This window comes from Actinomycetota bacterium, from assembly GCA_019347575.1.
In the GTDB taxonomy this organism is placed as follows: domain Bacteria; phylum Actinomycetota; class Nitriliruptoria; order Nitriliruptorales; family Nitriliruptoraceae; genus JAHWKY01.
This window is the reverse complement of the sequence record JAHWKY010000004.1, coordinates 173,574-190,663: the sequence shown is the minus strand read 5'-3', so window position 1 is coordinate 190,663 and position 17,090 is coordinate 173,574. Positions and strand designations below refer to the sequence as shown.

Sequence of the window (17,090 nt, the reverse complement as noted above, 5' to 3'; positions counted from 1 at the left end):
GCTCCTCTGCTCGGGGAGGTGCTTCCCTCGTACCGTAGTCTCCCCGTGTGAGGTCGGATGTACCGACCCCCTCCGCTCGGGCAGGTCAGGCCTCGGTCACGCCGCTGCCCGCCTCGTCCGCGAGCTCGCTGAGCCGCCGGAGCCTGCGCAGCACCGAGGACTTGTCGACCGGTGGATCGCACAGCTCGCCGAGTTCGGAGAGCGAAGCCGACGGGTTCGCGAGTCGCGCCAGCGCTACCTGGCGCAGTCCATCCGACATCCCCTGCCATCCGAGTACGGCGACCGCGCGCTCGACATCTCGGAGCTGGGTGCTCGCGGCAGCGACCGCACGCTGCAGGTTCGCGGCGTCGGCGTTCGCGAGGCGCGTGGCCTCAGCCCGCAACTGACGACGCAGACGGTGCTCCTCCCAGGCCAGGTACGCGTCCCCCGCCCCCGTCGCGGCCAGCAGGTGGGCGATCGCTTCCGTCGACTTCAGCACGACGCGGTGACCCCGCCGTGTCCGGTTGACCGTCGCGTTGCCCGCCGTGAGGTCGGTCAGCAGGCCGGCGATGCGCTGCGCGACCGCCGCGTCCCTCACCGCGATCTCGAGGTGAGGGGCCCGCCCAGGAGTGCTGAAGCTCGCTGCCGCCAACAGGGCTCCGCGTGCGTACGCGCGACGGTCACACTCGCCGCGCAGCAGGGTCTCGGACACGTCGTGACCGGGGCGGCCATCGCCGTCGAGCAGGCCCGTGGCCGTCGCGACCGCGCGCGCTCCCGTGGTGACGGCCACGACGTAGGTCGAGCGGCGCCGGACGCCGCCGGGTTGCCGGACCCGCAGCTCGGTGTCGACCTCGTAGCGCTGGAGCAGCGCGTAGACACGGCGGGCGACCGCGCCTGACGTCGTCTCGACCTCGAGCGCCACGCTGTTCCCGGCGTCGCCGCCCCGAAGGTGCAAGCCACCCGCCAAGCGCAGCAACGCGGCGAGTTCGGCGAGCTGGTCACACGCGCGCTCGGGCTCGATCCGTGCCAGCTCCTGGCGCACCCGATCGGTGAAGGAGGTGCCCGCTCTCCGCCCCTCGCCCACGCTCTCCGTCACGGCGACGGCTTCGAGCTCTCGCGCAGGACCTTGGCGAGGATCGAGGCGAGCTTGAGCGGATCGTGTCCGTCTGCGCCGTCCAGGAGGTCGGCGGTCACCACGCGTGCGCCGTGGGTGCGCAGCGCCTCGTCGTCAACCTCGAGCGGAGCTCCCGCTCCCACCGGCGAGGCTCCCACGTGGGCGATGACCGTGTCCACGGTCAGCTTCGGGGCGTGCTCGAGCAGCGCCTCGACGTGCTCGTGGAGAGCCATGCCCTCGGTCTCGCCCGGTTGCTCTCGGAGGTTGGCGACGAGCACCACCGGAACTCGGCTCGAGGCCACGGCGATGGCAAGGTCAGGAACGAGGAGGTTGGGGATGATGCTCGTGTAGAGCGACCCCGGACCGAGGACGATCACGTCGGCCCTCTCGATGGCCTCGAGGGCGCGTGGTGTGGCAGCGACGTCGGCGGGAGCGATCCAGACCTTCTCGACGCGGGCGGACAGCGCGACCCTGACCTGGCCTTCGATGTCCCTACCTCCGACGCGCGCGCCCAGGTGGAGGGGTTCGAGCGAGCACGGGACGACGTGTCCGCGGCATCCCAGGAGTCTCCCCACCCGCTCGAGTCCCTCGACGAGGTCGCCGTCCGCCAGATCGGCGGCGGCCACGATGATGAGGTTGCCGAGGCTGTGTCCGTCGAGCTCGCCCGACCCGAACCGGTACTGAAGCAAGTCGATGAGATCGCCCCGTGGGCTGAGGGCCGCCAACGCCATGCGCAGATCGCCGGGCGGAACGACACCGAGATCGCGACGCAACCGTCCCGACGACCCACCATCGTCCGCCGAGGTGACGATCGCGGTCACGTCGTCGGCGACGTGCGTCAGTGCCCGGAGGCAGCGGTTGAGACCGTGCCCACCGCCGATGGCGACCGCGCGGCTGCCGTCACCAGGGCCCGGACCGACCCCCCGGTCGATGAGCACGGCCGTGTCGAACGAGCTCATTCGCGCCCCAGGTCCCGGTGATCGACGGTGACCGGCAGATCGGTCGACGCGCGTAGGTGCGCCCCGATCCGCTCGGAGACCACGACCGACCGGTGCTTGCCGCCCGTACAGCCGACCGCGATCGTCAGGTAGCGCTTGCCCTCCTCGATGAACCCCGGGACGCTGACCTCCAGGAGCTGCTCCACACGCTCGAGGTAGGGACCGGTGCTGTCCTGGCCGAGCACGTAGTCGCGCACGGGATCGTCGAGCCCGTTGTACGGACGCAGGTCCTCGACCCAATGAGGGTTGGGCAGGAAGCGTACGTCGAGCACGATGTCGGCATCGCGCGGCAGGCCGTACTTGAAACCGAACGACACCACCGAGATCTGCAGTGCGGCTCGCGCCGCGGTGCCGAAGACCTCGACGAGACGGTCGCGCAGATCGTGGACCGTCAGATCCGAGGTGTCGAGGACCAGGTCCGCGCTGCCTCGTAGCGCCTCGAGGTGCTCGCGCTCGCGCCGTATGCCCGTGAGGACGCCGTCGTCAGCACCCATGGGATGTCGCCGACGCGACGCCTCGAACCGAGCGACGAGCTCGTCGTCCGACGCTTCGAGGAAGATGAGGCGGAGGTCGACGTCCTCGGCCTCCCGCAGCCGGCTCACCTCGTCCTCGAGGGCGTCGAAGAACTCGCGGCCCCGCACATCGGTGACCAGCACGATGCGATCCACGCTGCTCCCCGGCGTCCGTGCGAGCTCGGTGACACGGGAGATGAGCATCGGGGGCAGGTTGTCGATCACGAAGTACCCCAGGTCCTCGAGCACCTTCGCGGCGTGGGTTCGCCCCGCCCCCGACATGCCGGTGACCACGAGGACCTCGACGCGCGACGCCACGTCGTCGACGGGCTCGGGGATGGTCTGGCTGCTCACGTTCCTCCCGGTCCCGCGACCGCCGGCTGGTCGTCGTCCGCAGACTCCAGATGCTGTCGGACGGCGGTCGCGATGGTAAGCGAGACCCCGGGCACGGCTGCGAGGTCGTCCAGCGACGCCTGTCGGATCGCCTTGACCGATCCGAAGTGCTTGAGCAGCGCCTGGCGTCGCGCCGGTCCCACTCCGGGGATGTCCTCGAGGACCGAGCCGCGCACGGCGCGCGAACGCCGCTGACGCTGGTAGGTGATGGCGAAGCGGTGAGCCTCGTCGCGGATCCTCTGCACGAGGTAGAGCGCCTCGCTGCCGCGGGGGAGGGCCACCGGGCGAGCCTGGTCGGGTCGGTGCAACTCCTCGAAGCGCTTCGCCAGAGCAGCGAACTCGACGCCGTCGAGGTCGAGATCCCCGACCCCCTCGAGTGCTGCCCCCAGTTGCCCCGCTCCTCCGTCGACGATCACCAGGTTGGGCGGGTAGGCGAACCTGCGGCCCTCGACCGGCGCGGACTGCTCGTCGATGTAGCGGCGGAAGCGTCGGCGGATCACCTCACGCATCGCTGCGAAGTCGTCGTTGCGGTCGAGTGAGAGCTTGAAGCGCCGGTAGTCGGACTTGCGCGGCAGCCCGTCCTCGAACACCACCATCGAGCCCACGACCTCGGTACCGCCGAGGTGGCTGATGTCGAAGCACTCGATACGCAAGGGCGCCTCGTCGAGATCGAGAGCCGCTTGCAGCTCACGGAGCGCCTGCGATCGTGTGTTGAAGTCCGACGCACGCTTCAGCCGGTGGCGCTGGAACGACTCGCGCGCGTTCTCGGCGACCGTGTCCAGGAGGGCGCGCTTGTGCCCTCGTTGCGGCACGCGGAAGGCCACGTTCCGGCCGCGCAGTTCCGCGAGCAGGTCCGACAGCGCCTCCGCGTCCTCGGGTTCGGTCGGCACGAGTACGAGGGGTGGGACGTCGTCATCACGTTCCTCGTACAACTGGAGGAGGAACGAGGTCAACAGCTCCGCCAGCTGGAGGGGTTCCACCTTGTCGACGGTCCAGCCCTTGCGTCCGACGACGCGTCCGCCGCGCACGAAGAAGACCTGAACGGCGGCCTCGAGCTCGTCCTGGTGGACCGCGATGGCATCGAGGTCCTCGGGGCGGTCGAGCGCCATCTGCTGCTTCTCGAGCGCTCGGCGGGCGGCGAAGAGCTGATCGCGCAGCATCGCCGCGCGCTCGTACTCCTGCTCGGAGGACGCCTCGCGCATCTGGCTCTCGAGGCGATCGAGGACGGGCGCGCTGTTGCCGTCGAGGAAGTCGGCCAGTGCCTCGACGAGCGTGCGGTGCTCATCCACCGACACGTGCCCGACGCACGGAGCCGAGCAACGACCGATGTGGTAGTAGAGGCACGGCCGTCCCGTACGTGCGCAACGGTCGTAGATGCCCTGCGAACACGTCCGCACGGGGAAGACACGCAGGAGCAGGTCCAGGGTGTCGCGGATGGCGTAGGCGTGCGCGAACGGGCCGAAGCGCCGATCGTCCTTCGACCGGGGGTTGCGCATGACGCGCGCCCGCGGGACCTCTTCCGAGGTGGTGAGGACCAGGTAGGGGTAGCTCTTGTCGTCGCGGTACTTAACGTTGTAGCGCGGCCGGTGCTGCTTGATCAGGTTGTACTCGAGGTGCAGCGATTCGACGTCGCTGTCGACCACGATCCACTCGACCGAGTGCGCAGCCTCGAGCATCGCCTGGGTCCGGGGTGCGATGTTGTGCCACGCCTGGAAGTAGCTCGAGACCCGCTGGCGGAGCGACTTCGCCTTGCCCACGTAGACCACGCGACCGCGTCGGTCCTTGAACTGGTAGCAGCCCGGCGCGTCGGGGATCGAGCCGGGCTCGGGACGGAAGGCGAGAGCGGGGTTCTCCACGCCTCGATGGTGACACACGAGGCGCCACTACGCTGCGCACGCTCACGCCTCCGAGTGCTCAAGTAGCGAAGCGGTAGCACAACCCTGAGGGACCCGCGCGTGCCCACGTCCTCCGCACCACGGCTCCTTGACGTCCCGCCCCGACACCGCTGGATCCTCGTCGCGATCGTGCTCGCCGGCCTGGTCCGCGGGCTCTTCTGGGCGGCGACGATCGAGGTCTGGAGCCCCATCGACGAGCCCCAGCACTACAGCTATATGGCCGCTCTCGGGGAAGGCGACGTCCCGGTCATCGGTGAGGATCTGGTCCCGGATGAGGTGCTCGAGGTGGCGTTGGCGACGGCCGTCGGGAGCACGCGATCGCAGCCGTTCCGCGGTGAGGCTGATGACGAGCGGTGGGGTGCAGCCCGAGAGCAGTACGAGGCCGGACAGCCCCCGCTGTACTACGTGTCGATGCTGGCGCCGCAGCGGTTGGGGTCCCTCGCCGGTATCCGATCCGCGATCTTCGCGGTCCGTGGGGCAACGGTCGCGATCAGCCTCCTCGCCGTCCTGGTGGCCTACGGGCTCGCACGCGAACTCTTCCCACGCAGACCGTCGGTGTGGTTGCTCGCGCCTACGCTCCTCGTCCTCGTCAGCGGCTTCAACACCAACCTGGCGACGGTCACCAACGACGCACTCGTCCCAGCTGCTGCGGCGGCGATGATCCCCACGGCGCGGGCGATCCGGTACGGACTGACGACGCGTCTGGCGGTAGCGACTGGTGTGCTCATCGGTGCCGCGCTGCTCGTCAAGAGCACAGCGGTACCCGTACCCGTGTACGTCGCCTCCGGCGTGGCCGCCGCCGTCGTGATCGGCAGGCACACGTGGCACGACGGAGCCCGCTGGTTGGGTCTCGCGGCGGGTGCCAGTGTCCTCGTGTACGTCCCGTGGCTCATCTGGAACCTGGCTGCGTACGGCTCTCCGTCCGCGGCCGATGAGGTCCTGTCGACGATCACGGGACCCCTCCAACCCGCCCTCCCTCTCAGTCCAGGGGGGATCTGGCAGCACGTCGAGCTGGCCGTCGCCTCGTACTGGAACGGCCAGGTCGTGCCCAAGACCTCGCTCCTCGACTTCATGCTGCTCGACGCCCAGACCGCCGTGTGGTCTGCATCCGTGGTCGGAGCCTCGGTCGTAGGTCTGCTGAGGGCGCGACGGCGGCGCAGCACCGGAGAGTTCGCCGCGATCGGGTGGCTGCTGGCGACGGCACCGATCACGCTCGTCACGTTCCTCGTCATCGTGTACGCGACCCTCGGAGGCGCCCAGATCACCATGGGCCGGATGATGTACACGTCCCTGGTGCCGCTCGTCGTACTGTTGGCCGGCGGCGCCGTCGTGGCGTTCGAGCGACGCGTCGGCACGGTCGCCCTCGCGGGGATCGCCGCGCTCGCGCTCAGCTTCGAGCCGATGCACGTACGCACCTACATCGACATCGTCTACGCGAGCGGCACGTTCGAGGGCCTGACCCCAGTCGTCGACCAGTGGCACAACGACGCCTGGCAGCAGGGGGCGACCCTCCGTTTCCGGCCGCCGTGCGAGGCCGAGGCGGTGGGCCTGACCTTCGCATCGGAGCCGCCAGCCGCCGTCGTCGCGCGTACCGGTGGACGCGAACAGCCACTGTCGCTGTCGGGGCGCCCCGACCACCAGGCGGGCCCGCCCGTCGGCGTCTACCGCCTCCTCCGACCGTCCACCGAGGAGTTCGAGGTGCAACCGCCTCCCACGGCGGCCGCGGGATGGAACGAGCAGGACCGCGATCCGCACGTGGCCTTCGCCGATCGCGACGGCGATCCGGTGGCCCGCATCTACTGTCGGACCGAAGATCCGGCCGCCCATCGCTTCGCGCAGACGTACGCCGTCAACCACCCCGACTGGATCAGCCTCGGGATGCTCCGTGCCTGGCCGCAGGCGTGGCTATGGATCGCCCGCGGGGCCTTCTTGCTCGCCGTCGTCTGGGCACTAACGCGGGAGCAGCCGGAACAGCGCGCGGGGTAGGTGACGGAGGACGGTCATGACCCAGCGGAGGACGTTGGGCGAGTGCACCGTGTGCGCGCGTCTGTCGAGGGCACGCACGATGTCGGTCGCGACCGCCTCCGGTGTCGTCGAGAACGGGGCGGGATCCATGCCCGTGGTCATGCGCGTGTGCACGAAACCGGGACGGACGACGAGCACGTGACCGGCGGCCTTGGCGAGGCGATCGCCGAGGCCTTGGCCGAAGGCATCGAGGCCGGCTTTGGACGAGCCGTACACGTAGTTGGCACGGCGAGCACGCTCACCGGCGACGGATGACAGGACGACGATCGTGCCGTGCCCCTGCCGTTCGATCCGGTTCGCCACGTGGAGGCCCACCGACATCGCCCCGACGTAGTTCACCATCGCGATGTGGACTGCGGTACGCGGGTCCTTCTCGGCAACGGCCTGGTCACCGAGGACACCGAACGCCACGATCGTGACGTCGATGTCGCCGTGCTCCTGCCAGATCTGCTCCACGACCCCCTCGTGGGCGTCCACCGCCTCGGCGTCGAAGTCCGCGAGGTCGACCTGCGCTCCTGCCCGCTCGAGAGCAGCGGCACGGGCCTGCATCCTGGGACGGTCGCGCCCTGCCAGCACGACCCTCGTCGCGCCGCGCTGCCGCACCAGCGCCTCGGCGGTCGCGAGGCCGATCTCGGACGTTCCTCCGAGAACGAGGACGCTGCGGATCGAACCGAGAGCATCACGCATGGGTCACTCCGTTGGGGTCGGTCACGACTCGAGGAGGCGGAGGCGGCGGGCCAGATCGGAGTTCAGGAGACGATCGGGATCCACGCTGTCGCGCACCTTGCGCCACTCATCGAGTCGTGGGTACATGATCGGTAGATGCTCGGGGCGGAGCCTGGAGTCCTTGGCGAGGTAGACGCGGCCGCCGACGTCAGCCACGCGGTCGTCGAACCGCTCAAGCATCGGCGCGAGGCGGCGATCACCGACCGGGAGGTCGAGGGCCAAGGTCCAGCCGGGAGCAGGGAACGACAGCGGCCCGGGGTTCGCCGCACCGAACCGTTTCAGGACGGCGAGGAACGAGGCTACCTGCGCCCGTGAGAGCTCCTCGACGATCGCACGAAGATCCTCGGCCGCCGCGTCGGGCACGACGAACTGGTACTGGAGGAAGCCGCGCGATCCGTACATCCGGTTCCAACCTGCGACGGCATCGAGAGGATGGAAGAAGGCGGGGATGGTCTGGATCTCGCCCCGACGCTCCCTCGGCGCCTTGCGGTACCACGCCCCGTTGAACGCGCGGATCGTGAGCCGGTTCAGGAGCTTGGGTGGCATCCATGGCGGGGCGCTGATGAGCTCCTGTGGATCGAACGCCAGCGGCTCGTCGCGCTGCAGGGTGGGCAGGGCGTCCACCGACACATGGTCGCCACGGGTGAGCACCGAACGGCCGAGCGCTGCCCCGGCGGCGAGCAGGTCGATCCACGCGACGGAGTAGCGGTAGCGTTCGTCGCCGGAGACCATGCGGGCCATGAGATCGTCGAGGTCGGACGCCCGCTCGGTGTCCACCACGACCCGGCTCGTCTCGATCCGCAGCAGACGCACGGTGGCCTCGGTGACGATCCCGGTGAGACCCATCCCTCCTGCCGTCGCCCAGAACAGCTCGTCTTCGGGGGTCGCGCGGTGGACCCCGGATGGGCTTGCCAGGACCAGCTCGGTCACGTGCTGGCTGAAGGTGCCGTCGACGTGGTGGTTCTTGCCGTGGATGTCGGCGGCGATCGCTCCACCCACCGTGACGTGGCGCGTCCCTGGGGTCACGGGGACGAACCAGCCGCGTGGGACGAACGCGCGCATCAAGGCGTCCAGCGACGCACCGGCGTCGACCGTCAGCAGCCCGGTTCTGGGATCGAAGGCACGCACCGCGGCGAGGTGGGTCATGTCGAGGACGAGCCCGCCGGCGTTCTGGGCCGCGTCGCCGTAGCTGCGCGCCAGGCCCCGCGCCAGCACGCCCCGCTCCCCCGCCGCTCCGATCGCTCGACCGACGTCCTCGGGCACCGTGGGCGCGAACACATCCGCCGCCGACGGCGCGGTACGGCCCCACCCGGTCAGCACGGCGCGCCGAGTGGGCAGCGGATCGCGGCGCTCACCGGACACGCGTCACCGCCACCGCGAAGAGCACCGCCCACACCAACGCGAGGATCTGGATCGGTCGATCGCGCCGGAAGATCTGCTCCGGAGCCTCACCGGCGCCCTGGTCCACCGCGAGCGCGTAGCGGTACAGCGCGAGCACGAACGGCACGATCGAGAGCTCGAACAAGGCCGATGCGCCCAGCATCTCGGCGTTCTCGAACGCCCACAGCACGTACGCCGCGATCGTCACCGCGGCCGAGGTGAAGCGGATCTCTCGGAGCAACTCGGGGGTGTACGCCGCCAGCGCCGGTCGGGTGCGGTCGAGGCCCGCTCGCAGCTCCGCGAACCGCTTGTTCGCGACGACGTAGAGCGACCCGAAGGACGCCACGATCAGGAACCACTTGCTGAGCGCGAGATCGGTCGCAGCCGCTCCGGCGACCGCGCGCAGCACGAAGCCCGCGGCGACCGCCACGAGATCGATCAGGGCGACGTGCTTCAACCACGCGCTGTACGCGGCGGTGATCGCCACGTACGTCCCGATGACGGCTGCGAGGGCGGGCGCCCCGATCGTGAACGGGAGGGCCACCGCGACGGCGAGGAGCACGATGCCGACCCCGGCCGCCAGGCGGTACGGCACGAGTCCCGCCGCCACCGGTCGGGAACGCTTGACGGGGTGTCGCGCATCCTCCTCTCGATCCGCGACGTCGTTGACCAGGTAGGTGCCCGCCGATGCCAGCACGAAGGCGACCAGGGCGAGCAGCGTCGGACCGAGCACGTCGGCCTCGAACAGGGCGCCGGCGGCGCCCGGGGCGGCGAACACGAGGACGTTCTTGGGCCACTGCTGGGGTCGTGCAGCCCGGATCAGGCCACCGACGACGGAGCGTGGGGGCGCGGGAGCAGGTGCGGACGAGGTGCCCTGGGTCATCGCTGGGACGGTAGCGCGTGGCTCGGCCTGGATCGGTGCGCTACCTGAGCACCTCGTTCTGTGCTACCGCTGCGCTACTTGAGCACGTTCGGGTTGTGCTACCGCTTCGCTACTTGAGCACGTCCTTCTGTGCTACCGCTGCGCTACTTGAGCACTTCGCGCAGGAACTTGCCGGTGTAGGACGCGGGCACCTCGATGATGTCCTCCGGCGTGCCGAGCGCGACGACCGTGCCACCGCCATCACCGCCCTCGGGTCCGAGGTCGATCACGTAGTCGGCGGTCTTGATCACGTCGAGGTTGTGCTCGATGAGGATGACCGTGTTGCCCTTCTCGACGAGCCGGTGGAGGACATCGAGCAGCCGCTTGATGTCCTCGAAGTGCAGCCCGGTCGTTGGCTCGTCGAGGATGTAGACGGTCTGCCCGGTCGCGCGTTTCTTGAGCTCGCTGGCGAGCTTGACCCGCTGGGCCTCACCACCTGACAGAGTGGTCGCCGGCTGGCCGAGCCGGATGTAGCCCAGACCGACGTCCTCGAGCGTCGCCATGTGAGCCTCGATGGCCGGGATGTTGCTGAAGAAGGTCCGCGCGGTGCTGACCGTCATGTCCAGCACCTCGCTGATGGTCCGACCCTTGTAGTGCACCTCGAGCGTCTCGCGGTTGTAGCGGCGACCCTTGCACACCTCGCACGGCACGTACACGTCGGGGAGGAAGTGCATCTCGATCTTGATCGTCCCGTCGCCCTTGCATGCCTCGCACCGACCCCCCTTGACGTTGAAGCTGAAACGTCCCGGCTGGTAGCCACGCACCTTGGCTTCGGGGGTCTTCGCGAACAACTTACGGATGTGGTCGAAGACGCCGGTGTAGGTGGCGGGGTTCGAGCGGGGGGTGCGTCCGATCGGGGACTGGTCGACGACCACGACCTTGTCCACCAGGTCGAGCCCCTCGACGCGCTTGTGTCGTCCGGGGGCCTCGCGGGAGCTGTAGACGTGGCGCATCAGCACGCGCGCCAGTACCTCGTTCAGGAGGGTGGACTTGCCCGAGCCGGACACCCCGGTGAGGCACGTGAAGGTGCCCAGCGGGAACTCGACATCGATCTCGTGGAGGTTGTGCTCGGTGGCACCGATAACCCGGAGCACCCGGTCGGGATCGATCGCGCGGCGCTGCTCGGGGACCTCGATCCAGCGCTTGCCGACGAGGTACTGGCCGGTGATCGAGCGCTTCTCACGCTTGAGCTGGGCGAGCGTCCCGGAGTGCACGATCTCGCCTCCGTGCTCCCCGGCGCCAGGACCGATGTCGACGATGTGGTCGGCCGCCTCGATGGTGGCCTCGTCGTGCTCAACCACGATCAGCGTGTTCCCGAGGTCGCGTAGCCGCAGCAACGTCTCGATGAGCCGCGCGTTGTCGCGCTGGTGCAGGCCGATCGACGGTTCGTCGAGGACGTAGAGCACTCCGACGAGTCCGGCGCCGATCTGGGTCGCGAGCCGGATGCGCTGGGCCTCGCCCCCTGACAGCGATCCGGCGGGACGGTCGAGCGTGAGGTACTCCAGGCCCACGTCGAGCAGGAAGGTCAGACGCGCCCGGATCTCCTTGAGGACCCGCGCCGCGATGAGCTCCTGCCGGTCGGTGAGCTCGAGTTGGCTGATCCAGCCCTGCGCTTCGCCGACCGACATCGCGGTGAGCTCGGCGATGTTGAGCTGTCCGACGGTGACGGCGAGCGGCAGTGACTTGAGCCGTTGGCCACGGCAGGCGGGGCAGGGGATCTCGCGCATGTACTGCTCGATCTGGGACTTCACCCAGTCCGAGTCGGTCTCCTCGTAGCGACGCAGGAGGCTGCTGAGCACACCCTCGAAGTTGGCGCGGTAAGCGCGTCGGCGGCCGTAGCGGTTCGTGTACTGGACGTGGACCTTGTGGTCGAGACCGTCGAGGATCGCGTCCCTCACGGATCCCGGCAGCTCGCCCCAGGACGCATCGGGATCCCCGCCCTGGTCACGGATGACCGCACGGAGCAGCTGCTCGTAGTAGTTCGATTGGTGGCCGCTTGCCCACGGCAGGACGACACCCTCGGCCACGGTGAGGTCCTCGTCCCCGATGATGAGTTCGGGGTCGACCTGGAGCTGCACCCCCAGACCGGAACACTCCTCGCAGGCCCCGTAGGGCGAGTTGAACGAGAAGTTGCGCGGCGCGAGCTGGTCGAAGCTCAGACCGCAGTGTGGGCAGGCGAGGTGCTCGGAGAAGGTCAGTAGCTCGGGCTCGAAGTCGTCATCGGGACCAGCGACCACCTCGATCTGCGCGACGCCCTCAGCGAGTTGCAGCGCGGTCTCGATCGAATCGGTCAGCCGTCGGCGGATGTCCTGCTTCTGCACGAGGCGGTCGACGACGACCTCGATCGAGTGCTTGCGGTTCTTGGCGAGCTTGGGGACGTCGTCGAGCGCGTGGACGTCGCCGTCGACGCGGACGCGGGCGTACCCGTCCTTGGACAGCTGCTGGAACAGCGCGGCGTACTCACCCTTCCTGCCGCGGACCACCGGCGCGAGCACCTGGAACCTCGTCCCGGCCGGGAGCTCGTGGACCTGATCGACGATCTGCTCCGCCGTCTGCGACGCGATCTCGCGGCCGCAGTTGGGACAGTGCGGTGTGCCCACCCGGGCGAACAGGAGGCGCAGGTAGTCGTAGATCTCGGTGATGGTGCCGACCGTGGACCGCGGGTTGCGCGACGTCGACTTCTGGTCGATCGAGATGGCCGGCGACAGGCCTTCGATGAAGTCCACGTCGGGTTTGTCCATCTGACCGAGGAACTGGCGTGCGTAGGCGGACAGCGACTCGACGTAGCGGCGCTGCCCCTCGGCGTAGATGGTGTCGAAGGCGAGGCTCGACTTACCGGATCCGGACAGGCCGGTGAAGACGACGAGGGCCTCGCGCGGCAGCTCGAGATCGATGTTCTTGAGGTTGTGCTCGCGGGCGCCCCGGACGATGATGCGGTCGCTGGACACTCGTTCGGACTTTCAGTGGTGAGCCGTTGCCGGTGGCGGTTCAGGTGGCGGTTCGGATCATCGTGGATGGTCGTGGACGGGTCGGACGGTGGCGGGCCCGGGGAGGTCGGGCGATGGTACCGAGGTTAGCGTGGTCTCCCTCTGGAACCGAACATCCGTTCGAACCGTACACGCTCGCCGCGCACGACTACCGTCTCGAGACGTCGAGGAGGCAGCGTGGACCGTTACGAGGGGCACGTCGAACCGGGAGGTGCCTGGATCGAGCGACGTGACGGACCCCTGCTGATCCGCAAGCTGTCCGTCGGCGCCATGGACAACAACGTCTACATCGTCGCCGACACGGCGGCGGGCGACGCCTTCGTGGTCGACGCGCCCACCGATCCCGCGCGGATCCGCGCGGCGGCGGCAGATGTCGACGTGCTGGGGGTGCTCATCACCCACGGGCACGCCGACCACGTCGGGGCGTGGCCGACGTTGCAGGACGAGGACGACCTGCCGGTCCACGCCCACGCCGACGACCGGGACCGCTACCCCGCCGAGCCCGACCACCTCCTGCGCCACGAGGACCGGATACCGGTCGGTTCGCTCGCGCTCGAGGTGCTGCACACCCCGGGGCACACGGACGGAGGCGTCATGTTCCTGGTCGAAGGCGACGAGCGTCCCCACCTGTTCACGGGGGACGCGCTCTTCCCCGGAGGGTTGGGGCGGACCACCTCCCCCGACCACTTCGAGCAGCTCTACCGCAGCGTGATCCGCGAGGTCTTCGACCGCCTACCTGACGAGACGTGGATGTACCCGGGCCACGGCGACGACACCACGCTCGGTGCACAACGACCGCAGCTGGGAGCCTGGTACGAGCGCAAGTGGTGACGACCCGGAGTGGAGCGGTCACGGACCCGGCGGCCCTCGAGTGCCGCGACCTCTCCCGCTCGTACGGCGACCGCCTCGCCGTGGATGGTGTGTCGTTCCGTGTCGCCCGGGGCGAGACCTTCGGGCTGCTGGGGCCGAACGGCGCCGGCAAGACCACGACCATCTCCATGGCCGTGGGCATCCTCGAACCCGACGCCGGTGAGGTGCTGGTCGCGGGCCGATCCCTCGATCGTGCCGCACGCGCGCACATCGGCGTCGTCCCACAGGAGATCGCGCTCTACCCCGATCTCAGTGCCCGCGAGAACCTGAGCTTCTTCGGGCGACTGTACGGGCTGACCGGGCGCACCCTCGACGACCGCATCGACACGGTCCTCGAGGTGGTGGGGCTGCAGGACCGCGGCGGTGACCGCGTCGAGACCTACAGCGGCGGCATGCAGCGCCGCCTCAACATCGCCGCGGGGATGCTGCACGATCCCCGCCTTCTCGTCCTCGATGAGCCGACGGTGGGTGTCGATCCCCAGAGCCGCAACGCCATCCTCGAAGCGGTCGAGACCCTGGGGCGGGACGGGCTGTCGGTGCTCTACACGACCCACTACATGGAGGAAGCCGAGCGGCTCTGCGACCGCCTCGCCATCCTCGACCACGGACGCGTCATCGCCGAGGGCACGCGCCGAGAACTGGTCGGCCGCATGGGGGAACGTGACCGCGTCGTCGTCGGGATCGAAGGGGACGTGGCCCTCGCCACCGAGGACGTCCGCACCGTCGCTGCCGTGTCCGAGGTCTCGGTCGAGGGTCACAGCCTCGATGTGCTCGTCGCCGACGCACGAGGGGTACTCCCCGAACTCATCGCCGCGGCCAGCCGACGTGCGACCGTGACAGCGGTGGAAGTCCACGAACCCAACCTCGAGGCGGTCTTCCTGCACCTGACCGGCCGCGCCCTCCGGGATTGACGTGCGCGCCATCGTCCTGATCGCTCGCAAGGACCTCCTCCAACGGCTCCGCGACCGCACCGCTCTGATCCTCGCCGTGATCGCCCCGGCCACGCTCGCGGCGATCCTGAGCCTGGCGCTGGGCGGGACCGACGATCTCGAGATCGAACTGGTCGTGGCGACCGAGGACGACGGCGCCATCGCCTCGACCTTCGTCGCCGGCTTGCTCGGCCTCGACGGCGTGACGGTGGAACGGGTCGGCAGCCGGGACGAGGCGGTCCGTGCCATCGAGGAGGAGCGGGCTCTGGGTGGCGTCGTCATCCCGGCTGGCTTCTCCGCCGGAGCAACGTCGGGAGCTGCCGTCGATGTCGAGGTGCTGCGACACGCCGACGCCCCGGTGACGTCCGCCGTCGCGACGGCGGTCGCGAACGGGTTGGCCGACCGGGTCACGACGGGGCAGCTGGCCGCGGCCACCGCCCTCGCTCTCGGGGCCGACCCCGAGACGGCCCGCACAGCGGCTGCGCGGGCGGTGGCACAGCCCTCCCAGATCTCCATCGACGACGGGACCGAGGCCTCGCTCTCGGGCGCCACGGCTGCCTACTTCGGGGCGGCGATGGTGATCCTGTTCCTCTACTTCACGGTCCAGTTCGGTCCGCGCAGCCTCCTCGACGAGCGCGAGACCCACGCACTGCAGCGCCTGCTCGCCGCCCCCATCGCACGAACCACGATCCTCGGTGGCAAGGCCCTCGGCAGCCTCGCCCTCGGGATCTCGAGCATGGCGGTCGTCATCGTGCTCACGAGCGTCCTGCTCGATGCGCACTACGGCGACCCATCCGGCGTCGCCCTCCTCAGCGTGGCAACGGTCCTGGCCGTGACCGCGGTCGTGGCCCTGGTGACCGTCAGCGCACGGACCCGCGAGCAGGCCGACGGCTACGCCTCGGGTGTCGCCATCGTGTTCGCCCTCGTCGGAGGCAACTTCATCGATCTCACGAGCGCCCCGGCGGCGCTGCGCGCCGTGGCGAAGCTCACACCGAACGGCTGGGCGCTCCAGGGCTACGTCGACCTGTCGAGTGGGCAGGCGCTGGAGGCCGTCGTCCCTGAGCTCGCCGTCCTCCTCGGGATCGCCACGGTCGTCGGGGCGCTCGGGGCGTTGCGAGCACGCAGGCTGGTCTCGACGTGACCCAGGCACATCCACCCCGACTCACCCGGACCGTGCTCACGGTCGCGCAGACGGATCTGCGTCGACTCAGTCATGATCGCACCGCGCTGTTCTTCACCGTGCTCCTCCCACTGATGATCATCTACGTCATCGGCCTGGCGTTCGAGGGAGAGGACTTCCAACCCCGGGTCGGTATCGCGGACCTCGACCACACCTCCGTGGCCGCGGATCTGGTGGCATCGCTACCCGACGTCGTCGAGGTGGTGCCCTACGACTCGGAGCGGGCACTGCGGGAGGCCGTCCGCGGCACCGAGGTCATCGCGGGCCTGGTCGTACCGGTTGGCTTGGGCGCCGCCGTGGGGGGCGAGGGTGCGGTCACGGTGGAGCTGGTCACCGATCCGACGCGGACCGGTTCGGCCGGGGTCGCGACCGTCCTGCGCAGCACCGTCGACGACCTCGCGCGCCGTGCCGCCGTGGTCGTCGTGGTCGCTGAGGTCGCCGACGCGGAACGCAGCGACGTGGCGGCACGACTGGCTACCGACGCCGTCCGTGCCGGTGCATCCGTCACCACCACCACGGTCGGTGCTGCGGAGGGCGACGGCGGAACCGGGCTCCAGACCAACCACATCGCGGCTGGCAACCTCGTGCTGTTCGTGTTCATCACCTCGCTCGTGGCGTCGGGCGGCATCATCCGAGCCCGCAGACTCGGCATCGCCCGACGCGCCCTGGCAGCACCGGTCCGCCCCAGCCACGTCCTGCTCGGCTTCGCCGCCGGTCGGTTCGCCATCGCGGTGTTCCAGGCCGTCGTCATCGTGGTGGCCGGAGGCCTGGTGTTCGGGGTGCGCTGGGGCGACCCGGTGGCGGCGTTCGTGCTCGTACTCGCGCTGACGCTCGCGGGCACCGGCGTGGGCCTGGTGGCGGCGACCATCCTCCGCACCGAGGACCAGGCCAGCGCCGTAGGACCACCGATCGGCATCGCGCTGGGCATGCTCGGCGGCTGCATGTGGCCGCTCGAGATCGTCCCGGCACCGATGCGGACGGTCGGCCACCTGACCCCGCACGCGTGGGCTATGGATGCGTTCGCGGACCTGTTCGAGCGGGGCGCGGGGCTGGCCGGCATCCTGCCCGAGATCGGCGTCCTCTTCGGGGTGGCGGCTGTACTCGTGGCGATCGGGATGGCGCGGATAGGGCCGCACCTCACGCGAGCCGCGTAGGCTGTGACGCTCTCGGGAGGTCGGCG

At 69.7% G+C, this 17,090-nt stretch carries 13 protein-coding genes; 5 read left to right on the top strand and 8 right to left on the bottom strand.

Annotated features, from left to right (window positions below):
* Window positions 1-85: 85 nt before the first annotated feature.
* Genes whiA through uvrC form a run of 4 tightly spaced genes read right to left on the bottom strand, consistent with a single transcriptional unit; the run spans window position 86 to window position 4,852 of the window.
* Window positions 86-1,075, bottom strand: a complete 990-nt coding sequence (whiA, locus tag KY469_04115; protein MBW3662264.1) for a DNA-binding protein WhiA — start codon at window positions 1,073-1,075, stop codon at window positions 86-88.
* Window positions 1,072-2,052 (bottom strand): YvcK family protein, encoded by a 981-nt coding sequence (locus tag KY469_04110; GenBank protein ID MBW3662263.1) that lies wholly within the window; start codon window positions 2,050-2,052, stop codon window positions 1,072-1,074. The genes whiA and KY469_04110 overlap by 4 nt, the downstream gene beginning before the upstream one ends.
* Window positions 2,049-2,957, bottom strand: coding sequence for an RNase adapter RapZ (rapZ, locus tag KY469_04105; GenBank protein ID MBW3662262.1), 909 nt, complete (start codon window positions 2,955-2,957; stop codon window positions 2,049-2,051). The genes KY469_04110 and rapZ overlap by 4 nt, the downstream gene beginning before the upstream one ends.
* Window positions 2,954-4,852 carry an excinuclease ABC subunit UvrC gene (uvrC, locus tag KY469_04100; GenBank protein ID MBW3662261.1) on the bottom strand — a complete coding sequence of 633 codons (1,899 nt, stop codon included), beginning with the start codon at window positions 4,850-4,852 and terminating at the stop codon, window positions 2,954-2,956. Before uvrC ends, rapZ begins: the two co-directional genes overlap by 4 nt.
* Window positions 4,853-4,951: 99 nt before the next feature.
* On the opposite strand from uvrC, the gene KY469_04095 reads away from it, so the two are divergent.
* Window positions 4,952-6,877 carry a glycosyltransferase family 39 protein gene (locus KY469_04095; GenBank protein MBW3662260.1) on the top strand — a complete coding sequence of 642 codons (1,926 nt, stop codon included), beginning with the start codon at window positions 4,952-4,954 and terminating at the stop codon, window positions 6,875-6,877.
* On the opposite strand, the gene KY469_04090 is transcribed toward KY469_04095, so the two are convergent.
* From KY469_04090 to uvrA, 4 genes are all read right to left on the bottom strand, one after another.
* Window positions 6,842-7,603, bottom strand: coding sequence for a decaprenylphospho-beta-D-erythro-pentofuranosid-2-ulose 2-reductase (locus KY469_04090; protein ID MBW3662259.1), 762 nt, complete (start codon window positions 7,601-7,603; stop codon window positions 6,842-6,844). The genes KY469_04095 and KY469_04090 overlap by 36 nt on opposite strands.
* Before the next feature lie 21 nt (window positions 7,604-7,624).
* Window positions 7,625-8,980 (bottom strand): FAD-binding oxidoreductase, encoded by a 1,356-nt coding sequence (locus KY469_04085; protein MBW3662258.1) that lies wholly within the window; start codon window positions 8,978-8,980, stop codon window positions 7,625-7,627.
* Between the two features lie 13 nt (window positions 8,981-8,993).
* Complete coding sequence (locus tag KY469_04080) at window positions 8,994-9,905, bottom strand: decaprenyl-phosphate phosphoribosyltransferase (protein ID MBW3662257.1); 912 nt, start codon at window positions 9,903-9,905, stop codon at window positions 8,994-8,996.
* A gap of 143 nt (window positions 9,906-10,048) precedes the next feature.
* Window positions 10,049-12,892, bottom strand: coding sequence for an excinuclease ABC subunit UvrA (gene uvrA / locus KY469_04075; protein MBW3662256.1), 2,844 nt, complete (start codon window positions 12,890-12,892; stop codon window positions 10,049-10,051).
* 216 nt (window positions 12,893-13,108) lie between these two features.
* Here uvrA and KY469_04070 point away from each other — a divergent pair, with 216 nt between their 5' ends.
* From KY469_04070 to KY469_04055, 4 genes are read left to right on the top strand one after another with little or no spacing between them, the layout of a single operon-like run.
* A complete protein-coding gene (locus KY469_04070) occupies window positions 13,109-13,762 on the top strand; it encodes an MBL fold metallo-hydrolase (GenBank protein MBW3662255.1) in 654 nt (217 codons plus the stop codon).
* On the top strand, window positions 13,759-14,712 hold the full coding sequence (locus tag KY469_04065; GenBank protein ID MBW3662254.1) for an ABC transporter ATP-binding protein: 954 nt from the start codon (window positions 13,759-13,761) through the stop codon (window positions 14,710-14,712). Before KY469_04070 ends, KY469_04065 begins: the two co-directional genes overlap by 4 nt.
* Before the next feature lies 1 nt (window position 14,713).
* On the top strand, window positions 14,714-15,871 hold the full coding sequence (locus KY469_04060; GenBank protein ID MBW3662253.1) for an ABC transporter permease: 1,158 nt from the start codon (window positions 14,714-14,716) through the stop codon (window positions 15,869-15,871).
* Window positions 15,868-17,064, top strand: a complete 1,197-nt coding sequence (locus tag KY469_04055; GenBank protein MBW3662252.1) for an ABC transporter permease — start codon at window positions 15,868-15,870, stop codon at window positions 17,062-17,064. The genes KY469_04060 and KY469_04055 overlap by 4 nt, the downstream gene beginning before the upstream one ends.
* Window positions 17,065-17,090: the final 26 nt, after the last annotated feature.